The organism is Novosphingobium acidiphilum DSM 19966, from assembly GCF_000429005.1.
Taxonomy (GTDB): Bacteria; Pseudomonadota; Alphaproteobacteria; order Sphingomonadales; family Sphingomonadaceae; genus Novosphingobium; species Novosphingobium acidiphilum.
The window spans coordinates 1-16,328 of the sequence record NZ_AUBA01000031.1 but is presented as its reverse complement, the minus strand read 5'-3'; the positions used below and the strand labels follow the sequence as shown (position 1 = coordinate 16,328).

General features: G+C 61.6%; 17 protein-coding genes. 6 read left to right on the top strand and 11 right to left on the bottom strand.

What is annotated here, in order from left to right:
- On the top strand, positions 1 to 277 hold a 277-nt coding region (locus G404_RS0116935), incomplete at its 5' end, for a transposase (RefSeq protein WP_211230802.1).
- 5 nt (positions 278 to 282) lie between these two features.
- Here G404_RS0116935 and G404_RS0116930 read toward each other — a convergent pair.
- Positions 283 to 876: a type I restriction enzyme endonuclease domain-containing protein gene (locus G404_RS0116930; protein ID WP_245584579.1), complete on the bottom strand. Its 594-nt coding sequence runs from the start codon at positions 874 to 876 to the stop codon at positions 283 to 285.
- Positions 877 to 1,071: 195 nt separating this feature from the next.
- Positions 1,072 to 1,539, bottom strand: a complete 468-nt coding sequence (locus tag G404_RS20495) for a hypothetical protein (protein WP_156906363.1) — start codon at positions 1,537 to 1,539, stop codon at positions 1,072 to 1,074.
- 369 nt (positions 1,540 to 1,908) lie between these two features.
- Between G404_RS20495 and G404_RS20490 the strand changes: the two genes are divergently transcribed.
- Entirely contained in the window at positions 1,909 to 2,292 is a 384-nt protein-coding gene (locus tag G404_RS20490; protein ID WP_156906362.1) for a Rap1a/Tai family immunity protein, read from the top strand.
- Between the two features lie 278 nt (positions 2,293 to 2,570).
- On the opposite strand, the gene G404_RS0116915 is transcribed toward G404_RS20490, so the two are convergent.
- From G404_RS0116915 to aspS, 6 genes are all read right to left on the bottom strand, one after another.
- Positions 2,571 to 3,998 (bottom strand): tyrosine-type recombinase/integrase, encoded by a 1,428-nt coding sequence (locus G404_RS0116915; protein WP_084601456.1) that lies wholly within the window; start codon positions 3,996 to 3,998, stop codon positions 2,571 to 2,573.
- A 197-nt stretch (positions 3,999 to 4,195) separates the two neighbouring features.
- Positions 4,196 to 4,714: a 2'-5' RNA ligase family protein gene (locus G404_RS0116910; RefSeq protein ID WP_036521897.1), complete on the bottom strand. Its 519-nt coding sequence runs from the start codon at positions 4,712 to 4,714 to the stop codon at positions 4,196 to 4,198.
- A 182-nt stretch (positions 4,715 to 4,896) separates the two neighbouring features.
- Positions 4,897 to 5,868 (bottom strand): endolytic transglycosylase MltG, encoded by a 972-nt coding sequence (gene mltG, locus G404_RS0116905; protein ID WP_028642112.1) that lies wholly within the window; start codon positions 5,866 to 5,868, stop codon positions 4,897 to 4,899.
- Positions 5,869 to 5,915: 47 nt separating this feature from the next.
- Positions 5,916 to 7,172 carry a beta-ketoacyl-ACP synthase II gene (fabF, locus tag G404_RS0116900; protein WP_028642111.1) on the bottom strand — a complete coding sequence of 419 codons (1,257 nt, stop codon included), beginning with the start codon at positions 7,170 to 7,172 and terminating at the stop codon, positions 5,916 to 5,918.
- A 147-nt stretch (positions 7,173 to 7,319) separates the two neighbouring features.
- Positions 7,320 to 7,556 (bottom strand): acyl carrier protein, encoded by a 237-nt coding sequence (locus tag G404_RS0116895; RefSeq protein WP_008071537.1) that lies wholly within the window; start codon positions 7,554 to 7,556, stop codon positions 7,320 to 7,322.
- A 144-nt stretch (positions 7,557 to 7,700) separates the two neighbouring features.
- On the bottom strand, positions 7,701 to 9,482 hold the full coding sequence (aspS, locus tag G404_RS0116890) for an aspartate--tRNA ligase (protein ID WP_028642110.1): 1,782 nt from the start codon (positions 9,480 to 9,482) through the stop codon (positions 7,701 to 7,703).
- Between the two features lie 194 nt (positions 9,483 to 9,676).
- On the opposite strand from aspS, the gene rnd reads away from it, so the two are divergent.
- Positions 9,677 to 10,945 (top strand): ribonuclease D, encoded by a 1,269-nt coding sequence (gene rnd, locus G404_RS19580; RefSeq protein ID WP_051280911.1) that lies wholly within the window; start codon positions 9,677 to 9,679, stop codon positions 10,943 to 10,945.
- A complete protein-coding gene (locus tag G404_RS0116880) occupies positions 10,945 to 11,841 on the top strand; it encodes a hydrogen peroxide-inducible genes activator (RefSeq protein WP_028642109.1) in 897 nt (298 codons plus the stop codon). The genes rnd and G404_RS0116880 overlap by 1 nt, the downstream gene beginning before the upstream one ends.
- A gap of 4 nt (positions 11,842 to 11,845) precedes the next feature.
- Here G404_RS0116880 and pgsA read toward each other — a convergent pair whose 3' ends face one another.
- The gene (gene pgsA / locus G404_RS0116875) at positions 11,846 to 12,439 is read right to left on the bottom strand and encodes a CDP-diacylglycerol--glycerol-3-phosphate 3-phosphatidyltransferase (protein ID WP_028642108.1); all 594 of its coding nucleotides are present in this window, start codon (positions 12,437 to 12,439) and stop codon (positions 11,846 to 11,848) included.
- A 109-nt stretch (positions 12,440 to 12,548) separates the two neighbouring features.
- On the opposite strand from pgsA, the gene G404_RS0116870 reads away from it, so the two are divergent.
- On the top strand, positions 12,549 to 13,874 hold the full coding sequence (locus G404_RS0116870) for an MFS transporter (protein WP_028642107.1): 1,326 nt from the start codon (positions 12,549 to 12,551) through the stop codon (positions 13,872 to 13,874).
- A gap of 13 nt (positions 13,875 to 13,887) precedes the next feature.
- On the opposite strand, the gene G404_RS0116865 is transcribed toward G404_RS0116870, so the two are convergent.
- Positions 13,888 to 14,139 (bottom strand): hypothetical protein, encoded by a 252-nt coding sequence (locus G404_RS0116865; protein ID WP_028642106.1) that lies wholly within the window; start codon positions 14,137 to 14,139, stop codon positions 13,888 to 13,890.
- An 84-nt stretch (positions 14,140 to 14,223) separates the two neighbouring features.
- Positions 14,224 to 14,670 carry an EVE domain-containing protein gene (locus G404_RS0116860; protein ID WP_028642105.1) on the bottom strand — a complete coding sequence of 149 codons (447 nt, stop codon included), beginning with the start codon at positions 14,668 to 14,670 and terminating at the stop codon, positions 14,224 to 14,226.
- 38 nt (positions 14,671 to 14,708) lie between these two features.
- Here G404_RS0116860 and G404_RS0116855 point away from each other — a divergent pair, with 38 nt between their 5' ends.
- Entirely contained in the window at positions 14,709 to 15,659 is a 951-nt protein-coding gene (locus tag G404_RS0116855) for an isopenicillin N synthase family dioxygenase (RefSeq protein ID WP_028642104.1), read from the top strand.
- Positions 15,660 to 16,328: the final 669 nt, after the last annotated feature.

Here is a 16,328-nt window from a genome sequence, read left to right as displayed (position 1 = left end):
ACCTGACGTACTGGCCTACATGACGTTCCCCAAGGAACATCGGGCCAAGTTGCACAGCACGAATCCCATCGAACGCCTGAATGGCGAGATCAAACGCCGCACCGAAGTGGTCGGGATCTTCCCCAACGAAGGCGCGATCACCCGCCTGATCGGCGCCATCCTCATGGAGCAATCCGACGAATGGGCCGTCCAGCGCGCACGCTACATGACGCTTGAAACAATGGCGCCACTCAGCGACAATCCCATCGTCATGCTATCGGCTGTGCCCGGCGCATGATCGGCTCAAACTGACGCCGAAATCGGTGGTGGCCCCAATAAGCTACACCACGCCGTGGGACACGATCCCTTGGAATTCCACAGTTGGTCGGGGTATGGCGCTTCAGGCAGGTTATTGAGCGTCTGCTTGATCTGGTATCGAACGTGGCCACGCGTTTCCTGGCTGCGCAGCCAGTCGACCGATGCCACCGCTTCGGTCAGTTTCACCAATAACTGCCGTGCGATCAGTTTTACCGCCACCTCTTCGGCCTGGGTCAGCTTTGGTTCCGGGTTGGTCAGCAGGTCGTAGAGCGCCAATTCCTCTTCAGTCAGGCCTTCGCGCGCGGCGCGGTGCTCTTCCTCGGTCATTTCGCCGATGAAATCTTTGAGCCGGTCGAACAGTTCCTGCACGTCGATCGCGCCGGCGTTGTAGGCATTGATCAGTGTTTCCAGCCGTTCCACCAGATGCACCCGGGTCGGGTTCGCCGCGGCCATCCGGTTCGCTGTCTCCTCCGCTTGTTCGCGCAGTGTTTCCGCCGCCAAAAGGCACCATTTCCTTCCCGATGCGCTGGCTTTGATAGCCGAGCTGCCACGCCCTTCGCGATGCGAAGTGGTCTCCACCAGGCGGAAGATAGAGCGTGGCGACGCGCGCGCCCGTATCGGGGCAGTGCAGCCACCATCGCTTGCCGCCGAACCTGGGGCGCGTGAACGTCAGCCGCACTGTTTGTCGCACAGGCCTTTGCTCGGCACCCCCAACGAGCGTACATGCAATGTCGAGCGTTTCGCCAAATTTGAGCGCAAAACCAATTCGGGCCACTAGCAGCTGGCGCCGGCTGAAATGCAGCGTGCCATAGCGCTGTTTGCATTCAAGATTTCCGCTGTCACCAATGATGCTGGCCAGATTGAGCGGTATCGAATCTTCAACGGTCGGCCGGCCGCCGCTTCGCCCAGAACCATAGATGTGGGAAACAATTCGGTGACTGACGCAGCACGAATTACAATACCTTGATCGAGTTGGTTCACCTGCCCGACAGACTTATCATTCCAGAAACCTGCTCCAATGGCGCTTTCTCCACCATCGGCAGACTGTCGAAAAGCGCGCAGACGTCCATTACATAGGGCGGCGAGAATATCGCGAGCTGCAAGAATCCAGGTGCTTTCCTCGTCGTACCGTATGAGAGCAATCATGTGAGGTAATTCAAACGTGGGGTGATAGACACGCTCGTCATTGCGATCATGCGCCCATATTATTGCGTCCCGGAGGGTCCAGTCAGCCCGCGCCATAATTGCCGCCTCCCTAGCGGTTCCCAAGGGGCGACGGGGAAGCGCGTGGGATGCGCGCGGGTCGGCTGGCCTGCCTATCCCCGTCAGTCGCACGATGCATCCAACATCGGCTGGTCGCCAGCTTTAACCCCGGGTTTTCCCCGTTTTCGATGAGGTTGAGCATTTTTATTTCATAAATCGAAGTCGTCGGCGCCGTCGTCTTTCGTGCCAAATCCTCTGCTGGAGCGCTTGCGCAAAAATGTGGCAAATAGTCATTTCCGCCGAAATAGAAGCACAGGGTTTTGACAGCCCCTCTTAGGCGCGGCAAAGGTGCGCCAATGGGTCGAATGGCTAGTGCCCTTCGCCCGTCGGCGCCAAGGAGAACAAGCCGTGAAAAAATGGGCCCTAGCAGTTCTAATTTTTTCGGGTTTAATTCAACCAGCCAATGCAGAAGAACAAGCGAACGCGACTCTTGCAAAACTCAAAAATAATTCGTCAAATCAGTCGGCAGTTTTTGAAAAAGGCATGACCGAGGTTGGTGTTTTTTACCTTGTGACGGGACTTGTTATCGCTGACTTAGCTTCAAATGCTAAATATCATGGACGTCTGATTTGTTACCCGCCAAAAATGCCAATAACCAGCGATTTAGTACTTGAAATTTTTAAGGAATATCTCACGCAGCACCCCGAAGATGGTAAACTTCCTATGGGAGTTGCTGCACTTAAGGCTATGGAAAATGCATTTCCATGCGACAGAGCCAAGGGCGGGCAATAACATGGCCTCAACTCGCAACGATGTCTGTCCGCTTTGCAACGGGCGAGGCCAATTTGGGCAAATTGAGTGCCCCGACCGATGGCACGAGATTGCCGCGCAATATGACAACGAAAAGCCGTCTCGACCAAACGCTGGACGAACGCCCCGAAGCCGTAAGACTGGGCAGTGAAAGTCCTTCCATTGCTGCCCTTCTGTCAATTCGCAATCAAATTGCCTGAGGGTTTTCAGGGAAGCCTATACTTCCTCCACGACAAGCCAAAAGGCTCCACCGCCAAGGGTCAGCTCGTCGATTTTCTCGCAGTGCCGATTGCCACAACATTGTCGGTATCGGCCTCGTCCGCCGTGATCGCGACGACATGACGCGCCCAGGCATCCAGTGCAGTGCGCTTTTCTGCTTTCCAATCGTGTTTCTGGTAGATCCCTGCGACACCAGACTTTGAACCGCTGATATGGCTCAACACCGCTTCGGTCACTTCAAACCGAACGCCAAGACGCTGGAATCCGGTTGCAACGGTGCGGCGCAGGTCGTGTATGCGCCATGGCTTGATCGGCGCGGGCTTATCCGATGACGCTCGCGCGTTTGCCATCGCCAGATCAAGCGCGGCCTTCACTTTGGAGAAACCAGATATAGCCGTGCGCCCGTTCGTGGTCAGAACGTTCCCAGCCTTTGGCCATTTGGTTGCGTCGGGTTCCGAGTTTTTCGCCTTCACTTGCTGCGCCAACGCCAGCCCGTCAATTTCGGCAATGACAGCAGCCGACAACGGCACAAGGTGGTCGGTCTTGTTCTTGGCGCGGCTTGCGGGGATGTTCCAAGTTGCCGCATCGCGGTCCAGTTCGCCCCACATCATCCCTGCAACCTCGCTACGCCGTTGCCCGGTCAGCACGAGCAGGCGAAACAACGAACCGAACGGTTTGATCAGTTTGTCAGTGCTGCGCCAAAGGTCGGCAACTTCATCGTCGGCAAGAACAGTGTCGCGCGCGTCGGGCGCGTCTGGCTTGGCCATAGAGCGCAATGGGTTTTCCGTGATGATGCCGCGTTCTTTCATCGCCCAGCTAAACAGCGTCGATGCATAGGCGAAAACTGCCCGCGCCATGCCCTTCTTCTGCGCCGGGATAGCATCAAAAACCGGTTGCAGATCGGCGCGGGTGATATGGGGCACCGGCTTGTCCGCAAGCACTGGGGCCAGGTACCGTGTGATGACAAGCCGCGCCATAGAGACACTGGACGCGCGCCGCCCCTTGGTATTCTCGTACCAATCCAGAAATTTCGGTGCCAGCTTCGAAAAGGCAAGTTCACCTTCGACGCGCGCGCGTTCATCGGTAATACGCTGCGCCTCTAGTATCGCCGCATGGGCATCAGCCTTGGCTTGCAACGGATCGATGCCCTTGGCCACATCAGCAGCAAGGGCCTTTGCGTGACGGCGGGCCTGATCAGGTGTGACCGCGCCATGGCGTCCCAACGTCACCTTGCGCGGCGCAATCTTGCTTGCGGCCTCGCCGGGCGCGGTGGGGCGATAGCGATAAATATACACTTTGGCACCGGCTGGCGTGACCTTCAGGCCAAAGCCCTTCACGACGTCTTTCTTGCCCTCGTCCCAGATCACATATTCAGTTGCTTCAGGTTTCGCCGCGTTCACGACATCCACGGCGATGAACGCCGTCCGGGCTGGTGCGCGGTCAGTCGTCTTAGGTGATGCCTTCGCCATATCGTGATGCCTATCCTGCCTCTAGGCATCACATAGGCATCACGCTCAATCATAGCAAGGATGTTTCGCGGTGCCATCCGATACCTAAAACGGCGCAAATCCGCCGCTTCCTGACTTTGGCTTACGCTTTTTGGACGTTTCAACACTAATTTGTAATCAGGGGGTCGCGGGTTCGATTCCTGCAGCCGGCACCACCATCACCGTTTCGCACGAAAGCGCCAGATACCGGCGCTGTGCCATGCCCCATCGATGATGCGATGCACCGCGATTGCGGGTATCGCCGTGTCGATCGGCACCCAGCTTGCCCCGACAGCGCGTTGCAGCGCGCGCGCGGTGGGGCGGTCGACCTTGTTCTGGATCGTCACGTGCAGGCGCGCGGGCACGGCATCGCCGCCGGTCAGCAGCCCGTGGAAGTGATCGGCAAGCTGCTCGCGCATGGCGACCAGACCGGGGCTGAACACGCCGAGCGCAGTCCCGCGGTCCAGATCGACCACGCGGTCGATCCGCGCCGCAGGGGGCGGCGCCTGCGCAGTCAGACGGGCAATGCGGTCAACCAGTTCGGCGGCAACCATGCCCGGCACCGCGTGAAACAGCGTGCAATGCGCCGGATGGCGATTGCGTTCGGGCGGATAATGCGTGCGGCGCAAATCATCGAGCCGCGCCTGGACCGCGTCGGGCCAGACCGCCAGCACCAGATGCGGGCTGCGGTCGATCATCGGCACTGCGATGGTGGGGCGGGAACACTCGGCCAGGCCGTAAAGCCGTGGATGGAGCATTCGGCAAAGGTCGCAATGTTCCCGCCTGAAAGACCTGACCTGTTTGCGGTCGCAGCCTGCGGGAAATTACTTACGCCATAAACCCCTAGCGAATTGTTAAAGCCGGGCGCAATCGCGGCCAACTACATCTCGCCCTTGGCACGGCGAATGGCGAACCATTTGGCCACGTTGGCGTTGTGCTGTTCCAGCGTGTCGGCAAAGGCGTGGCCCTTGCTGCCGTCGGCAACCATATAAAGCGCGCGGGTATCGGCCGGGTCGAGCACGGCGGCAATGCTTGCGCGGCTGGGGTTGGTGATCGGCGCTTTGGGCAGGCCGACCATGCTGTAGGTGTTGTAGTCGTTCACCGCGTGGATTTCGGATTCGCGAATGCGGCGCCCCAGCGGACGACCCTGGGTGATCGGATAGATGATCGTTGGATCGGCCTGCAGCTTCATGCCCAGCCGCAACCGGTTGGAATAGAGCCCGGCGACCATGCGCCGCTCGCTCGGCTTGCCGGTTTCCTTTTCGACGATGCTGGCCAGTATCACCGCCTCTTGCGGGGTTTTCGCAACTGTGCGCGGCGACCGTTTGGCCCACAGTTCGGCCAGCGCCTGGGTCATCGCCTTTTGCATCCGCGCCACGATCAGCGCGCGCGCCTCGCCGCGCTGATAGTCATAGCTGTTGGGCAGGATCGACCCCTCTGCGGGCACATCGGCCTTGCCGGTCAGCATGGGCTGCGCCATCAGTTTTTCGTACACCATCACCGAGGGCATGCCTTCGGGCACGGTGAACAGGCGCCGCATCACGCCTTCGGTGCCTTGCAGGATGGCCAGGACCTGCGCACCGCTGGCATGCGCGGGGATCATGAATTCCCCCGCCTTGAGCCCGCCCGAATGGCCCAGCAGCCGCGCCCTGGCACGGAAAGTGGTGGCAGAGGCCACCGCGCCTTCGGTTTCCAGTTCCTGCGCCACGGTAACCATGCCCGCACCGTCGGACACCACGAACGGCACTTCGTGCTGCAACGGACCCGGACCGTACCAGCCCCACAGGAAATGCACGCCATAGGCAAGCACGACCGCCAGTGCGGCGATCAGCACCCAATGCCCTGTTTTCATGCGTCGCACGGTAAACCTCTTGCCACGCCGGTAAGGCCTGCGTCTGGTCAAATTGCCTTGATGATCAGGGCGGCGTTGGTGCCGCCAAATCCGAACGAATTGTTGAGTGCCGCGCGCACCGTGCGCTTGCGCGCCACATGCGGCACCAGATCGACACCGATGGTGCCTTCATCGGGGTTGTCCAGATTGAGCGTGGGCGGCACGATCTGATCGCGCAGCGCCAGAATGCAGAAGATGGTTTCAACCGCGCCGGCACCGCCGAGCAGGTGGCCGATGGCCGATTTGGTGCTGCTCATCGAAGCGCCGCTCAGGTCATCGCCCAGCACGCGCTTGACCGCGGCCAGTTCGATCGTGTCGGCCATGGTCGATGTGCCGTGCGCGTTGACATAGTCGATGTCGCCAGGCTCCATCCCGGCCTTGCGCATGGCCATGCGCATCGCCAGTTCCGCGCCCTTGCCCTCGGGATGCGGCGCGGTCACGTGATAGGCATCGCCCGACAGGCCATAGCCGACGACTTCGGCATAGATCTTGGCACCGCGCGCCTTGGCGTGTTCGTATTCTTCCAGCACGACGACGCCTGCGCCTTCGCCCATGACGAAACCGTCGCGGTCTTTGTCATAGGGGCGGCTGGCCGCTTCGGGCCGGTCGTTGAACGAACAGTTGAGCGCGCGCGCCTGGGCAAAGCCCGCGACGCCCAGCGGGTTGATCGTCGATTCGGCACCGCCTGCCAGCATCACGTCGGCATCGTCGTCGCGAATCATGCGCGCGGCGTCGCCGATCGAATGCGCGCCGGTCGAACACGCGGTGACCACCGCATGGTTGGGACCCATCAGGCCATATTTGATGCTGACCTGGCCCGAAATCAGGTTGATCAGGCGCCCGTGGACGAAATGCGGGCTGACCCGGCTTGGCCCCTTTTCGTGGAGCACGATCGATTCGCTTTCGATGCCCGGCAGACCGCCGATGCCCGAACCGATCGAACACCCGGTGCGCAGCTTCAAAGCCTCGTCCATGTCGACCAGCCCTGCGTCTTCCAACGCCTGGCCCGCGGCATCAATGCCGTAAACGATGAACGGATCGACCTGGCGCTGGATCTTGTGATCCACCCGCTTTGACGCGTCAAAGCCATATTCATGGCCGGCCGGCTTCACTTCGCAGGCAATGCGGCACTTCTGGTTGCTGGCATCGAACCGTGTGATCGGGCCCGCGCCGGATTTGCCTGCAAGCAGGTTCGCCCAGACGGTTTCCACGTCTGCGCCCAGGGGGGTGACCAGGCCAAGGCCGGTGACAACGACACGCCGCATTGATTTCTCCGGATAAAAAGAAACAGGCCCAGCCCATCTTCACGGGCCGAGCCTGCCTTTGCACTCCCCCCCGTCACACCGCGCGGCACGGGTGTGCCAGCGCTGCGCCGGACCAGTGATCCGGCGGGTATGGGGAGTTCAGGGTGATCAGCCCTTGTTTTCGTCGATGTATTTGATCGCATCGGCGACGGTGGCGATCTTTTCCGCCGCGTCGTCGGGGATCTCGACACCGAATTCTTCTTCGAACGCCATCACCAGCTCGACGATGTCGAGCGAATCGGCACCCAGATCGTCGATGAAGCTGGCGTCTTCGGTGACCTTGTCGGCCTCGACCCCAAGGTGCTCGACAACGATCTTCTTAACGCGGTCGGCGGTATCGCTCATTCGATGTGTCCCTTCAGACGAAACAAAGGTGCCAAAACACGGGTGTTACCACCGTTCAGAAAAACGCCCTAATAGGCGCAAAGCCCGCTGGCAAGTGGGAGACGCACGGGCTGGCCAACGAAGCCGGCCCGACGCGCGCAACAATCAGGTTTTTACGGCTTCGGCCACGCGGATCGACAGTTCGCGCAGCTGGCGCAACTCGGCAGGGGCCGGTGCGCCCATCAACAGGTCTTCGGCGCGCTGATTCATCGGAAACAGCGAGATTTCGCGCAAGTTCTGTGCACCGCAGACCAGCATGACGATGCGATCGACGCCCGCGGCCATGCCGCCATGCGGCGGTGCGCCATACTGGAATGCACGGTACAGCCCGCCAAAGCGTTCTTCGACGTCGGCCTTGCTCAGGCCCACGATCTCGAATGCGCGCACCATCGTTTCGGGGCTTTGGTTGCGGATCGAGCCCGACGCGATTTCAAAGCCGTTGCACACCAGATCGTACTGGAATGCCTTGATCGTCAGCGGATCGGCATTGTTCAGCGCGTCGATCCCGCCCTGCGGCATCGAAAACGGGTTGTGCGCGAATTCCACCTTCTTGTTGTCTTCATCCCATTCGTAGAACGGGAAATCGACAATCCAGCACAGGCGGAATGCGTCGCGTTCGATCAGGCCCAACAGATCGCCCACGCGATTGCGCGCAAGACCGGCCAGCTTGGCCGCCTGTTCGGGCTTGCCCGCGGCAAAGAACAGGCCGTCGTCGGCGCCAAGGCCAAGCTCGTCATACAGCGCGGCCATGCCTTCGCTGCCGTGGTTCTTGGCAATCGGTCCGCCGAATTCACCGGCTTTGCGCGTGACATAGCCAAGTCCGGCATGCCCTTCGGCGCGCGCCCACTCGTTCATCTCGTCAAAGAACTTGCGGCTTTTTTCGGCCGTGCCCGGGGCGGGGATCGCGCGCACCACGCCACCGCTGCCGACGATGCGTTCGAACAGGCCGAAGCCTGACGCGGCAAAGTGATGCGACACGTCGGTGATGATCAGCGGGTTGCGCAGATCGGGCTTGTCCGAGCCATATTTCAGCATGGCATCGTCGTAGGCAATACGCGGAAACTGCCCGGTGGGCGTCACCTGCTTGCCGTCGGCGAAATCTTCGAAAATGCTGCCGATCACCGGTTCCATCGTCTCCCAGACTTCTTCCTGGGTGACGAAGCTCATTTCCAGGTCAAGCTGGTAGAATTCGCCCGGCAGACGGTCGGCGCGCGGGTCCTCGTCGCGAAAGCACGGCGCGATCTGGAAATAGCGGTCAAAGCCTGCGACCATCAGCAGCTGCTTGTACTGCTGCGGCGCCTGCGGCAGCGCATAGAACTTGCCCGCATGGATCCGGCTGGGCACAAGGAAATCGCGCGCGCCTTCAGGGCTTGATGCGGTCAGGATCGGGGTGGAATATTCGGTAAAGCCGATACCCTCCATCTTGCGCCGCATCGCCGAAATGACCTTGGTGCGGCGCACGATATTGGCGTGCAGCGTGTCCCGACGCAGATCGAGAAAGCGATAGCGCAGGCGGATGTCTTCGGGGTATTCCTGTTCGCCCGCCACCGGCATCGGCAATTCTTCGGCCGCCGACAGCACCGTGGCGCCGCGCGCATAGACTTCGATCGCGCCGGTCGGCAGATTGGCATTGATCGTGCCTGCAGCGCGCGCCTTGACCACGCCGTCGATCGTCACCACGCTTTCAACGCGCAGACCTTCGAGCACGGCCAGCGCCGGACTGTCGACATCGGCGACAATCTGGGTCAGCCCGTAATGATCGCGCAAGTCGACGAACAGCACGCCGCCATGATCGCGCTTGCGATGCACCCAGCCCGACAGACGGACGGTCTGGCCGACTGTGTCTGACGTGAGGGCACCACACGTGTGAGAGCGATAGGGATGCATCGAAGGTCTTTCCAAAACGAGCGTATTGAGGCAGGGATTTGATCGTGGTGTGCGGCACTGGCCCGCACTTGAACCACAAGCGTGGCCAAGAGGCGATGGCCATCGTTTTGTCAAGCCGCCGCCCCCGGACGGGGGTACCCACCGGGCCGGTCTGCCGTACTGCGCGCAAGATCGGCCGAAAAGAAAAAAGACCGATGAAAATTCATCCCCTGATCACCACGACCGAGGCGCTGACCGATCTTTGCGCCCGCCTGTCCAAGGCCGAATTCGTCGCCGTTGACACCGAATTCATGCGCGAAAACACCTATTGGCCCGAACTGTGCCTGGTGCAGATCGCCGATGACAAGGAAGCCGCCGCGATCGATCCGATGGCGCCGGGCATCGACCTGTCGCCGCTGCTCGAACTGCTGGTCGACAACGAAGACGTGCTGAAGGTGTTTCACGCCGGCGGGCAGGATGTGGAAATCATCTACAACCTGACCGGACGCACGCCGCACCCGATATTCGACACGCAGATCGCGATGATGGCGATCAGCCAGTCCGAACAGATCGGCTATTCCAACCTGGTCGAAGCGTGGCTGGGCTTTTCGGTGGACAAGGGCGCGCGCTTTACCGACTGGTCGCGCCGCCCGCTGACCGACCGCCAGACCGAATATGCCATCGGCGATGTAACGCACCTGTCGAAGATTTTCCCGCGCATGCTCAAGCGGCTGATCAAGACCGGGCGCGGCGCATGGCTGGATATCGAGATGGAGCGGCTCGCCGATCCCGAACACTATCGCAACGATCCGCAAACCGTGTGGCAGAAGATCCGCCCGCCCAGCCGCAACCATGCGGTGCTGGGCCGGCTGAAGGCGCTGGCCGGCTGGCGCGAGACCGAGGCGATGGACAAGAACATTCCACGCGGGCGGATCATGCGTGACGAAACGCTGGCCGACCTTGCCAGCCATCCGCCCCGCGAACAGGCTGACCTGGCCAAAGTGCGCGGGCTGTCGTCCGGGTGGCGCGACAACGAGATCGGGCGGCGCCTGATGCAGTGCCTGGCCGATGCCCAGCCCCTGACCGAGGCGGAAATGCCCGTCCGTCCGCCGCGTGGTGCACCCCTGGGCAAAGAGGGCGCGCTGGTCGCCGATCTGTTGAAGCTGCTGTTGAAAATCCGCAGCCGCGAGATCGACATTGCCGCGCGTCTGCTGGCGCGCACCGACGATCTGGATGCGCTGGCCGCAGGCCAGCGCAAGGGGCTGGCCATTCTCGAAGGCTGGCGATTTGAACAGTTCGGCCGCGATGCCCTGGAACTGGTTGAGGGCCGATTGGCCTTTGCAGTGGCGGGCGGAAAACTGAAAATGGCCCATATCGACGACATCGGCAGCGCCGAAACGGTCGTCCCCGAAGCCGAAGATGTGCCCGAACACGACCCCGAATCCGATTTCTTTCCGATTGCGGAAACGGACGACCCCGCCTGATGTCGATTTACCTGCCGACGCTCAAGCAATTGCAATACCTGGTCGCGCTGCACGAACACGGCCATTTCGGACGCGCGGCAGAGGCCTGTTTCGTGTCGCAATCGACGCTGTCGGCGGGGCTGCGCGAGCTTGAATCGCTGCTCGACGTGGTGCTGGTCGAACGCACCCGGCGGGTGGTGCGCTTTACCCCGCTGGGCAACCAGGTGGTGGCCAAGGCGCATCGCCTGCTGCGCGAGGCCGAGGAACTGTCAGCGCTGGTGCAATCGCACGGCACCCCGTTGGTGGGCGAATTGCGGATGAGCGTGATCCCCACGATCGCGCCGTTCCTGTTGCCGCGCATCCTGCCGCGGCTACGCGCCGAACGCCCGCAATTGCGCCTGTTCCTGCGCGAAGAACCCAGCGCCGCTGCCATCGAATCGCTGCACCATGGCCGCGCCGATTGCGTGCTGCTGGCACTGCCGTTTGCAACAGGCGAGGTCGAGACGGTGCATCTGTTCAACGATCCGCTGCTGATTGCATTTCCGCACGACGATCCGCGCGATCCGCCCGCGATGATCACGCCCTCGTCGATCGATGAAAACCGGCTGATGCTGCTCGAAGACGGGCATTGCCTGAAGGACCATGCGCTGGCCGCGTGCAACCGCCCGGAACTGCGCGCCAGCGCGACGATGATCGGCACATCGCTGCACACGCTGGTGCAGATGGTCGACAATGGCCTGGGCCTGACCATGCTGCCCGAAATGGCGATCAACGCCGGCATCCTGGCCGGCACCCGGATCGTCGCGCGCCCCTTGATCAGCGATCACGCGTTTCGCCAGATCGCACTGGTGTGGCGGCGCAATTCGCCGCGTGGCGAAGAATTCCGCCTGCTGGCCGAAGAACTGCGCGCAGGGTAAGGCCTCAATCCATGTGTTTCAGGCCGACCCGCAGATAATCCCACCCGGTGATCACCGTCAGCGCGGCGGCGGTCCACAACGTGGTCAGCCCGACGGTGTGCGGGACGTTCAGATCGATCGCCCCTGCCGTAATCGTCCAGCCGGGCAACGCGCGGCCCAGGATCAAGGCACCCAGCGCCACCATCTGCGCGGTGGTTTTCCATTTGGCCAGCTTCGACACCGGCACCGAAACCTGCAATCCGCCCAGAAATTCGCGCAGGCCCGACACCGCTATTTCGCGCACCAGGATCACCAGCCCCGCGATCACATGCAGCGATCCGACATAAGGCCCGGTCAGCACACCGCGCGCAGCCAGCACCAGCACGACCGCTGCAACCATGATCTTGTCGGCGATGGGATCAAGAAAAATGCCCATCTTTGAAACAGTTCCCTGCGCACGCGCCAGGTATCCGTCGAAATAGTCGGTCACCCCCATCAGGCAATACATGGCAAAGCCCAGGCCATAGCCCAGCGGCCAGTCGGGCCACCACAGCAGGCCGACCAGCAAGGGCACGGCAAATATCCGCGACAGCGTCAGAATGTTGGGCAGCGTCAACATGGTGCCATGGCCATATCGCTTCGCGTGGCGGATGCAAACATCGCTCTTGCCCGCACCGTGCATGCCGTTAAGGGTTCTTCGCACAAGACGGGCTGCCAACCGGGGTTTGATGACCACCAACACCAATCTGATCCGCCAGCGTCGCTTTCTTCCGCTGTTTGTCACCCAGCTGCTGGGCGCGTTCAATGACAACCTGTACAAGAACGCGATGCTGCTGTTCGTAGTCTACAGCATCTACAATTCCGAGGCCAAGGAAGGGCTGTTTTCCGCGATCGCGTCGGGCTTGTTCATCCTGCCGTTTTTCCTGCTGTCGGCGCTTGCCGGGCAGCTGGCGGATTCGCGCGACAAGGCGCGGCTGATCCGGATTATCAAGACCTGCGAAGTGGGCATCATGCTGGTCGGGGGGGCCGGCCTGCTGCTGGCCTGGCGGCATATCGCGGCCGAAACGCTGGCGATACCGCTGATGCTGGCAGCACTTTTGGCGATGGGGGTGCATTCGTCATTTTTCGGCCCGATCAAATACGCCATCCTGCCCCAGCACTTGTATCCCGACGAAGTGCTGGCGGGCACCGGGCTGGTCGAGGCAGGCACCTATCTGGCCATTTTGGCAGGCACCATCCTGGCCGCGGTGATCCCGGTGCAATGGGCCGCGCTGGCGGTGGTGATCACCGCGCTGATCGGGCTGGTTTCGGCGCAAAGCGTGCCCGCAGCGCCGCCCATGATGGCCGCGCAGCCGATCGACTGGAACATCGTGCGTTCCTCGATCCTGCTGGTGCGGATGACGATGCGGCATTCGCGCGTGATCCTGGCGATCTGTGCGATCAGTGTGTTCTGGGCCGTGGGCGCGGTGCTGTTCATCCAGTTCACGCCGCTGGCGAAGAATGTGCTGGGGGGCAACAAGGGCGTGGTCAGCCTGTTCCTGGTGATGTTCTCGATCGGCGTGGCGATCGGATCGGCTTCGATCAATCACCTGCTGGGGGGCAAGGTTTCGGCGCGGTATGCTCCGCTGTCGGTCATGGTCATGGCCGGTTTCATCGTTGCGTTCGATCTGATCTGCCGCCAATGGCCGGTGCGCGGACGCGAACACCTGGTCGATGTATGGACCTTTGTGCATCTGCCGCTGGCCGTGCCGTTGCTGGGATCGCTGTTCGGGATTGCGGTGGCAGGCGGCATGTTTGTCGTGCCGCTTTATGCCTTTTTGACGACCATCGTTGAAAAGTCGGAAACATCGCGGACGATCGCTGCCAACAATATCGTCAATTCGGGGGCCATGGTCATCGGTTCGGTGATCGCGGTCAGCCTGAGCGCGCTGGGCGTGGCCATTGTCCACCAGCTGTTGCTGGGCGCGGCCATGTGCACGATATCGGCGTTTCTGGCGTGGCTCTTGTACCGCGCCGAACAAGCGCATGTGGGCCAGATCGAGCACACATTCTAGGTTACAGGCGCAATTACGCCAGAAACATCTGCAGCGCGATGAAGCAGGCACAATAGGCCAGCAGGAAATCGCGCAGGTCCTGCGCGGTCAGGCGCCGCCAGTTGACCGGTGGCGAACGCAGCGCGGCGCGCGCATTGGCAGCCTCGACCTCGGGCTCAAGCCGGGGCAACGGCATATTCAGCCGGGTGCGCACCCGTTCGGGCAACGTTCGGCGAAACAGGTTGGGCTGCCCAGGTTGGCCGGGGACGACGGGGATCGCTTTCATGCCGCCTGCTCTAACGAAGTGTTAACCGTGTTTGCATCCCCCCTGCCCGTCCAATCGCGGGACGTGCTGAAAGGGGACAATCGGTCAGTTGACCCCGCCCGCCATGGCCAGAATCAGTGCCCATTCATCGGGTCGCACCGCAGAAACCGACAGGCGCGACAGGCGCAGCAGTTCCATGTCTGCCAAGGCAGGGGTCGCCTTGATCGTGGCCAGCGACACCGGGCTGACCAGCCGTGCCACGGGTCGCACCTTGACCGCCGCCCATTTGCCCTCGGGATCGGTCGGGTCGGTCAGGCCTGGTACCGAAATCATGGCAATGCCGACGATGTCCTTGCCAATGTTGGAATGATAGAAGAATGCCAGATCGCCCTGGCGCATGGCGCGCAAGTTGCGTGCAGCCAGGTGGTTGCGCACGCCATCCCAGGTGCCTTCGCCCTCGGCGACCAGATCGTCATAGCCATAGACATCGGGTTCGGATTTCATCAGCCAGAGTTGCTTGCCGGTTACGTCGGGATTGGGCAGGAGAGGCATCGTGTGTCCGCATCGCGCTGAAAAGTTGGAATTGCCGCATGTTGCCTGAAACCACCGTTGTGCCAAGCCTTCCCGTGATATCGCTGGCTGGTGACAGCGCGGCCCTGCCGGCCGCGCTGGGCGACAGTTTTGGCCGTTACGGCTTTGCGATGGTGGCCGATCACGGCATCGATGCCGATCTGATCGCCCAAGCCTGGGATCTGACCGCGCAGTTTTTTGCCCTGCCCGACATCGAAAAGCGGCAATGGCATGTGCCGGGCAAGGGCGGCGCGCGGGGCTATACCCCGTTCGGCACCGAAATTGCCAAGGGCGCGGATGTGTTCGATCTGAAGGAATTCTGGCACGTGGGCCGCGATCTGGTGCCCGGGCACCCGCTGTCGGCCAGCATGCCGCCCAATGTCTGGCCCGACCGGCCGGCCCATTTCGCCGAGACCTTTCGCGCGCTGTATGCCGCCTTCGACCGGGTCGGCGCGCGCATCCTGGCCCACCTTGCCGTGGCTCTGGATATGCCGGCAGACTGGTTTGCGCCCGCGATCAAAGACGGCAATTCGGTGCTGCGCCTGTTGCATTATCCCCCGATTGCCGATGCGCCCGAAGGGGCGATCCGCGCCGGCGCGCACGAGGATATCAATCTGATCACGCTGCTGCTGGGCGCCGAAGAAGCCGGGCTGGAACTGCTGTCGCGCGACGGGCAATGGATCGAGGTCACGCCGCCGCCGGGCGCGCTGGCGGTCAATATCGGCGACATGCTGCAACGCCTGACCAACCACCGGCTGCCATCGACCACCCACCGCGTGCGCAATCCGGTGGGTGCGCGCGCGGCGTTCAGCCGGTATTCGATGCCCTATTTCCTGCATCTGCGCAGCGATTTCGTGATCCGCACTTTGCCGCAATGCGTCGATGCCGATCACCCCGATCGCTACCCCGAACCGATCACCGCCGATGCCTATCTGCACCAGCGCCTGCGCGAGATCGGACTGATCCCATAGCCCGGCAGCGCTCCCCCCTGAAGGAGGGCAGTCGCATTTGAAGCCATCCCCCGAAGGGGGAGGGTTGGGTGGGGGTGTCCGAGGCCCGAAATGCGTATGACATGCCGGTTCCAGACACCCCTTCTTCGAGGAGAAGGGCCAGCCTGCACGGACAACATCCGGCATAACCGAGATGACAGCTTATGGCCTTGCGAAGATCGAAACCTGCGTGGCAGCATACGCCCAAGAACTAACCTTCCCATGCCAACTTGCGCCAGTCGAAACTTGCCATTCATTCAGGTGCTGGCAGCGCGTCCCAAATAGCAAGAATTGGGACATTCCTGCCCGTCGGCGCCGCGTCTGGGAGCGTCCGGTCACGCCGACACCGGTCATTCGTGGACGCCCTTAAAGCCCTTCTGCAAGGCCGGAGCAATGGACCGACTGGAAGGTCTCTACTCGCGGCAAACATGCTGATCCGATATTCATTCCCGTAACCGGCAGTCGGTTTCGAAATTTCCTATACATCGAACGGGTCGGAGCGATTCCATGTGGGATTGCTTAAACCTCGTTCTCCCTTGATAGTGTGGCAAATGGCGATCGTGTCCCACGGCGTGGTGTAGCTTATTGGGGCCACCACCGATTTCGGCGTCAGTTTGAGCCGATCATGCGCCGGGCACAGCCGATAGCATG

Coding starts and splice junctions, on each gene's coding strand:
- pgsA (WP_028642108.1), bottom strand. CDS start 12,439: ATGTTGACGCTGCCCAACATTCTGACGCTGTCGCGGATATTTGCCGTG.
- G404_RS0116880 (WP_028642109.1), top strand. CDS start 10,945: ATGTCGATTTACCTGCCGACGCTCAAGCAATTGCAATACCTGGTCGCG.
- aspS (WP_028642110.1), bottom strand. CDS start 9,482: ATGCATCCCTATCGCTCTCACACGTGTGGTGCCCTCACGTCAGACACA.
- fabF (WP_028642111.1), bottom strand. CDS start 7,172: ATGCGGCGTGTCGTTGTCACCGGCCTTGGCCTGGTCACCCCCCTGGGC.
- G404_RS0116865 (WP_028642106.1), bottom strand. CDS start 14,139: ATGAAAGCGATCCCCGTCGTCCCCGGCCAACCTGGGCAGCCCAACCTG.
- G404_RS0116895 (WP_008071537.1), bottom strand. CDS start 7,556: ATGAGCGATACCGCCGACCGCGTTAAGAAGATCGTTGTCGAGCACCTT.
- mltG (WP_028642112.1), bottom strand. CDS start 5,868: ATGAAAACAGGGCATTGGGTGCTGATCGCCGCACTGGCGGTCGTGCTT.
- G404_RS0116860 (WP_028642105.1), bottom strand. CDS start 14,670: ATGCCTCTCCTGCCCAATCCCGACGTAACCGGCAAGCAACTCTGGCTG.
- rnd (WP_051280911.1), top strand. CDS start 9,677: ATGAAAATTCATCCCCTGATCACCACGACCGAGGCGCTGACCGATCTT.
- G404_RS0116910 (WP_036521897.1), bottom strand. CDS start 4,714: ATGATCGACCGCAGCCCGCATCTGGTGCTGGCGGTCTGGCCCGACGCG.
- G404_RS0116915 (WP_084601456.1), bottom strand. CDS start 3,998: ATGGCGAAGGCATCACCTAAGACGACTGACCGCGCACCAGCCCGGACG.
- G404_RS0116870 (WP_028642107.1), top strand. CDS start 12,549: ATGACCACCAACACCAATCTGATCCGCCAGCGTCGCTTTCTTCCGCTG.
- G404_RS20495 (WP_156906363.1), bottom strand. CDS start 1,539: ATGGCGCGGGCTGACTGGACCCTCCGGGACGCAATAATATGGGCGCAT.
- G404_RS0116855 (WP_028642104.1), top strand. CDS start 14,709: ATGTTGCCTGAAACCACCGTTGTGCCAAGCCTTCCCGTGATATCGCTG.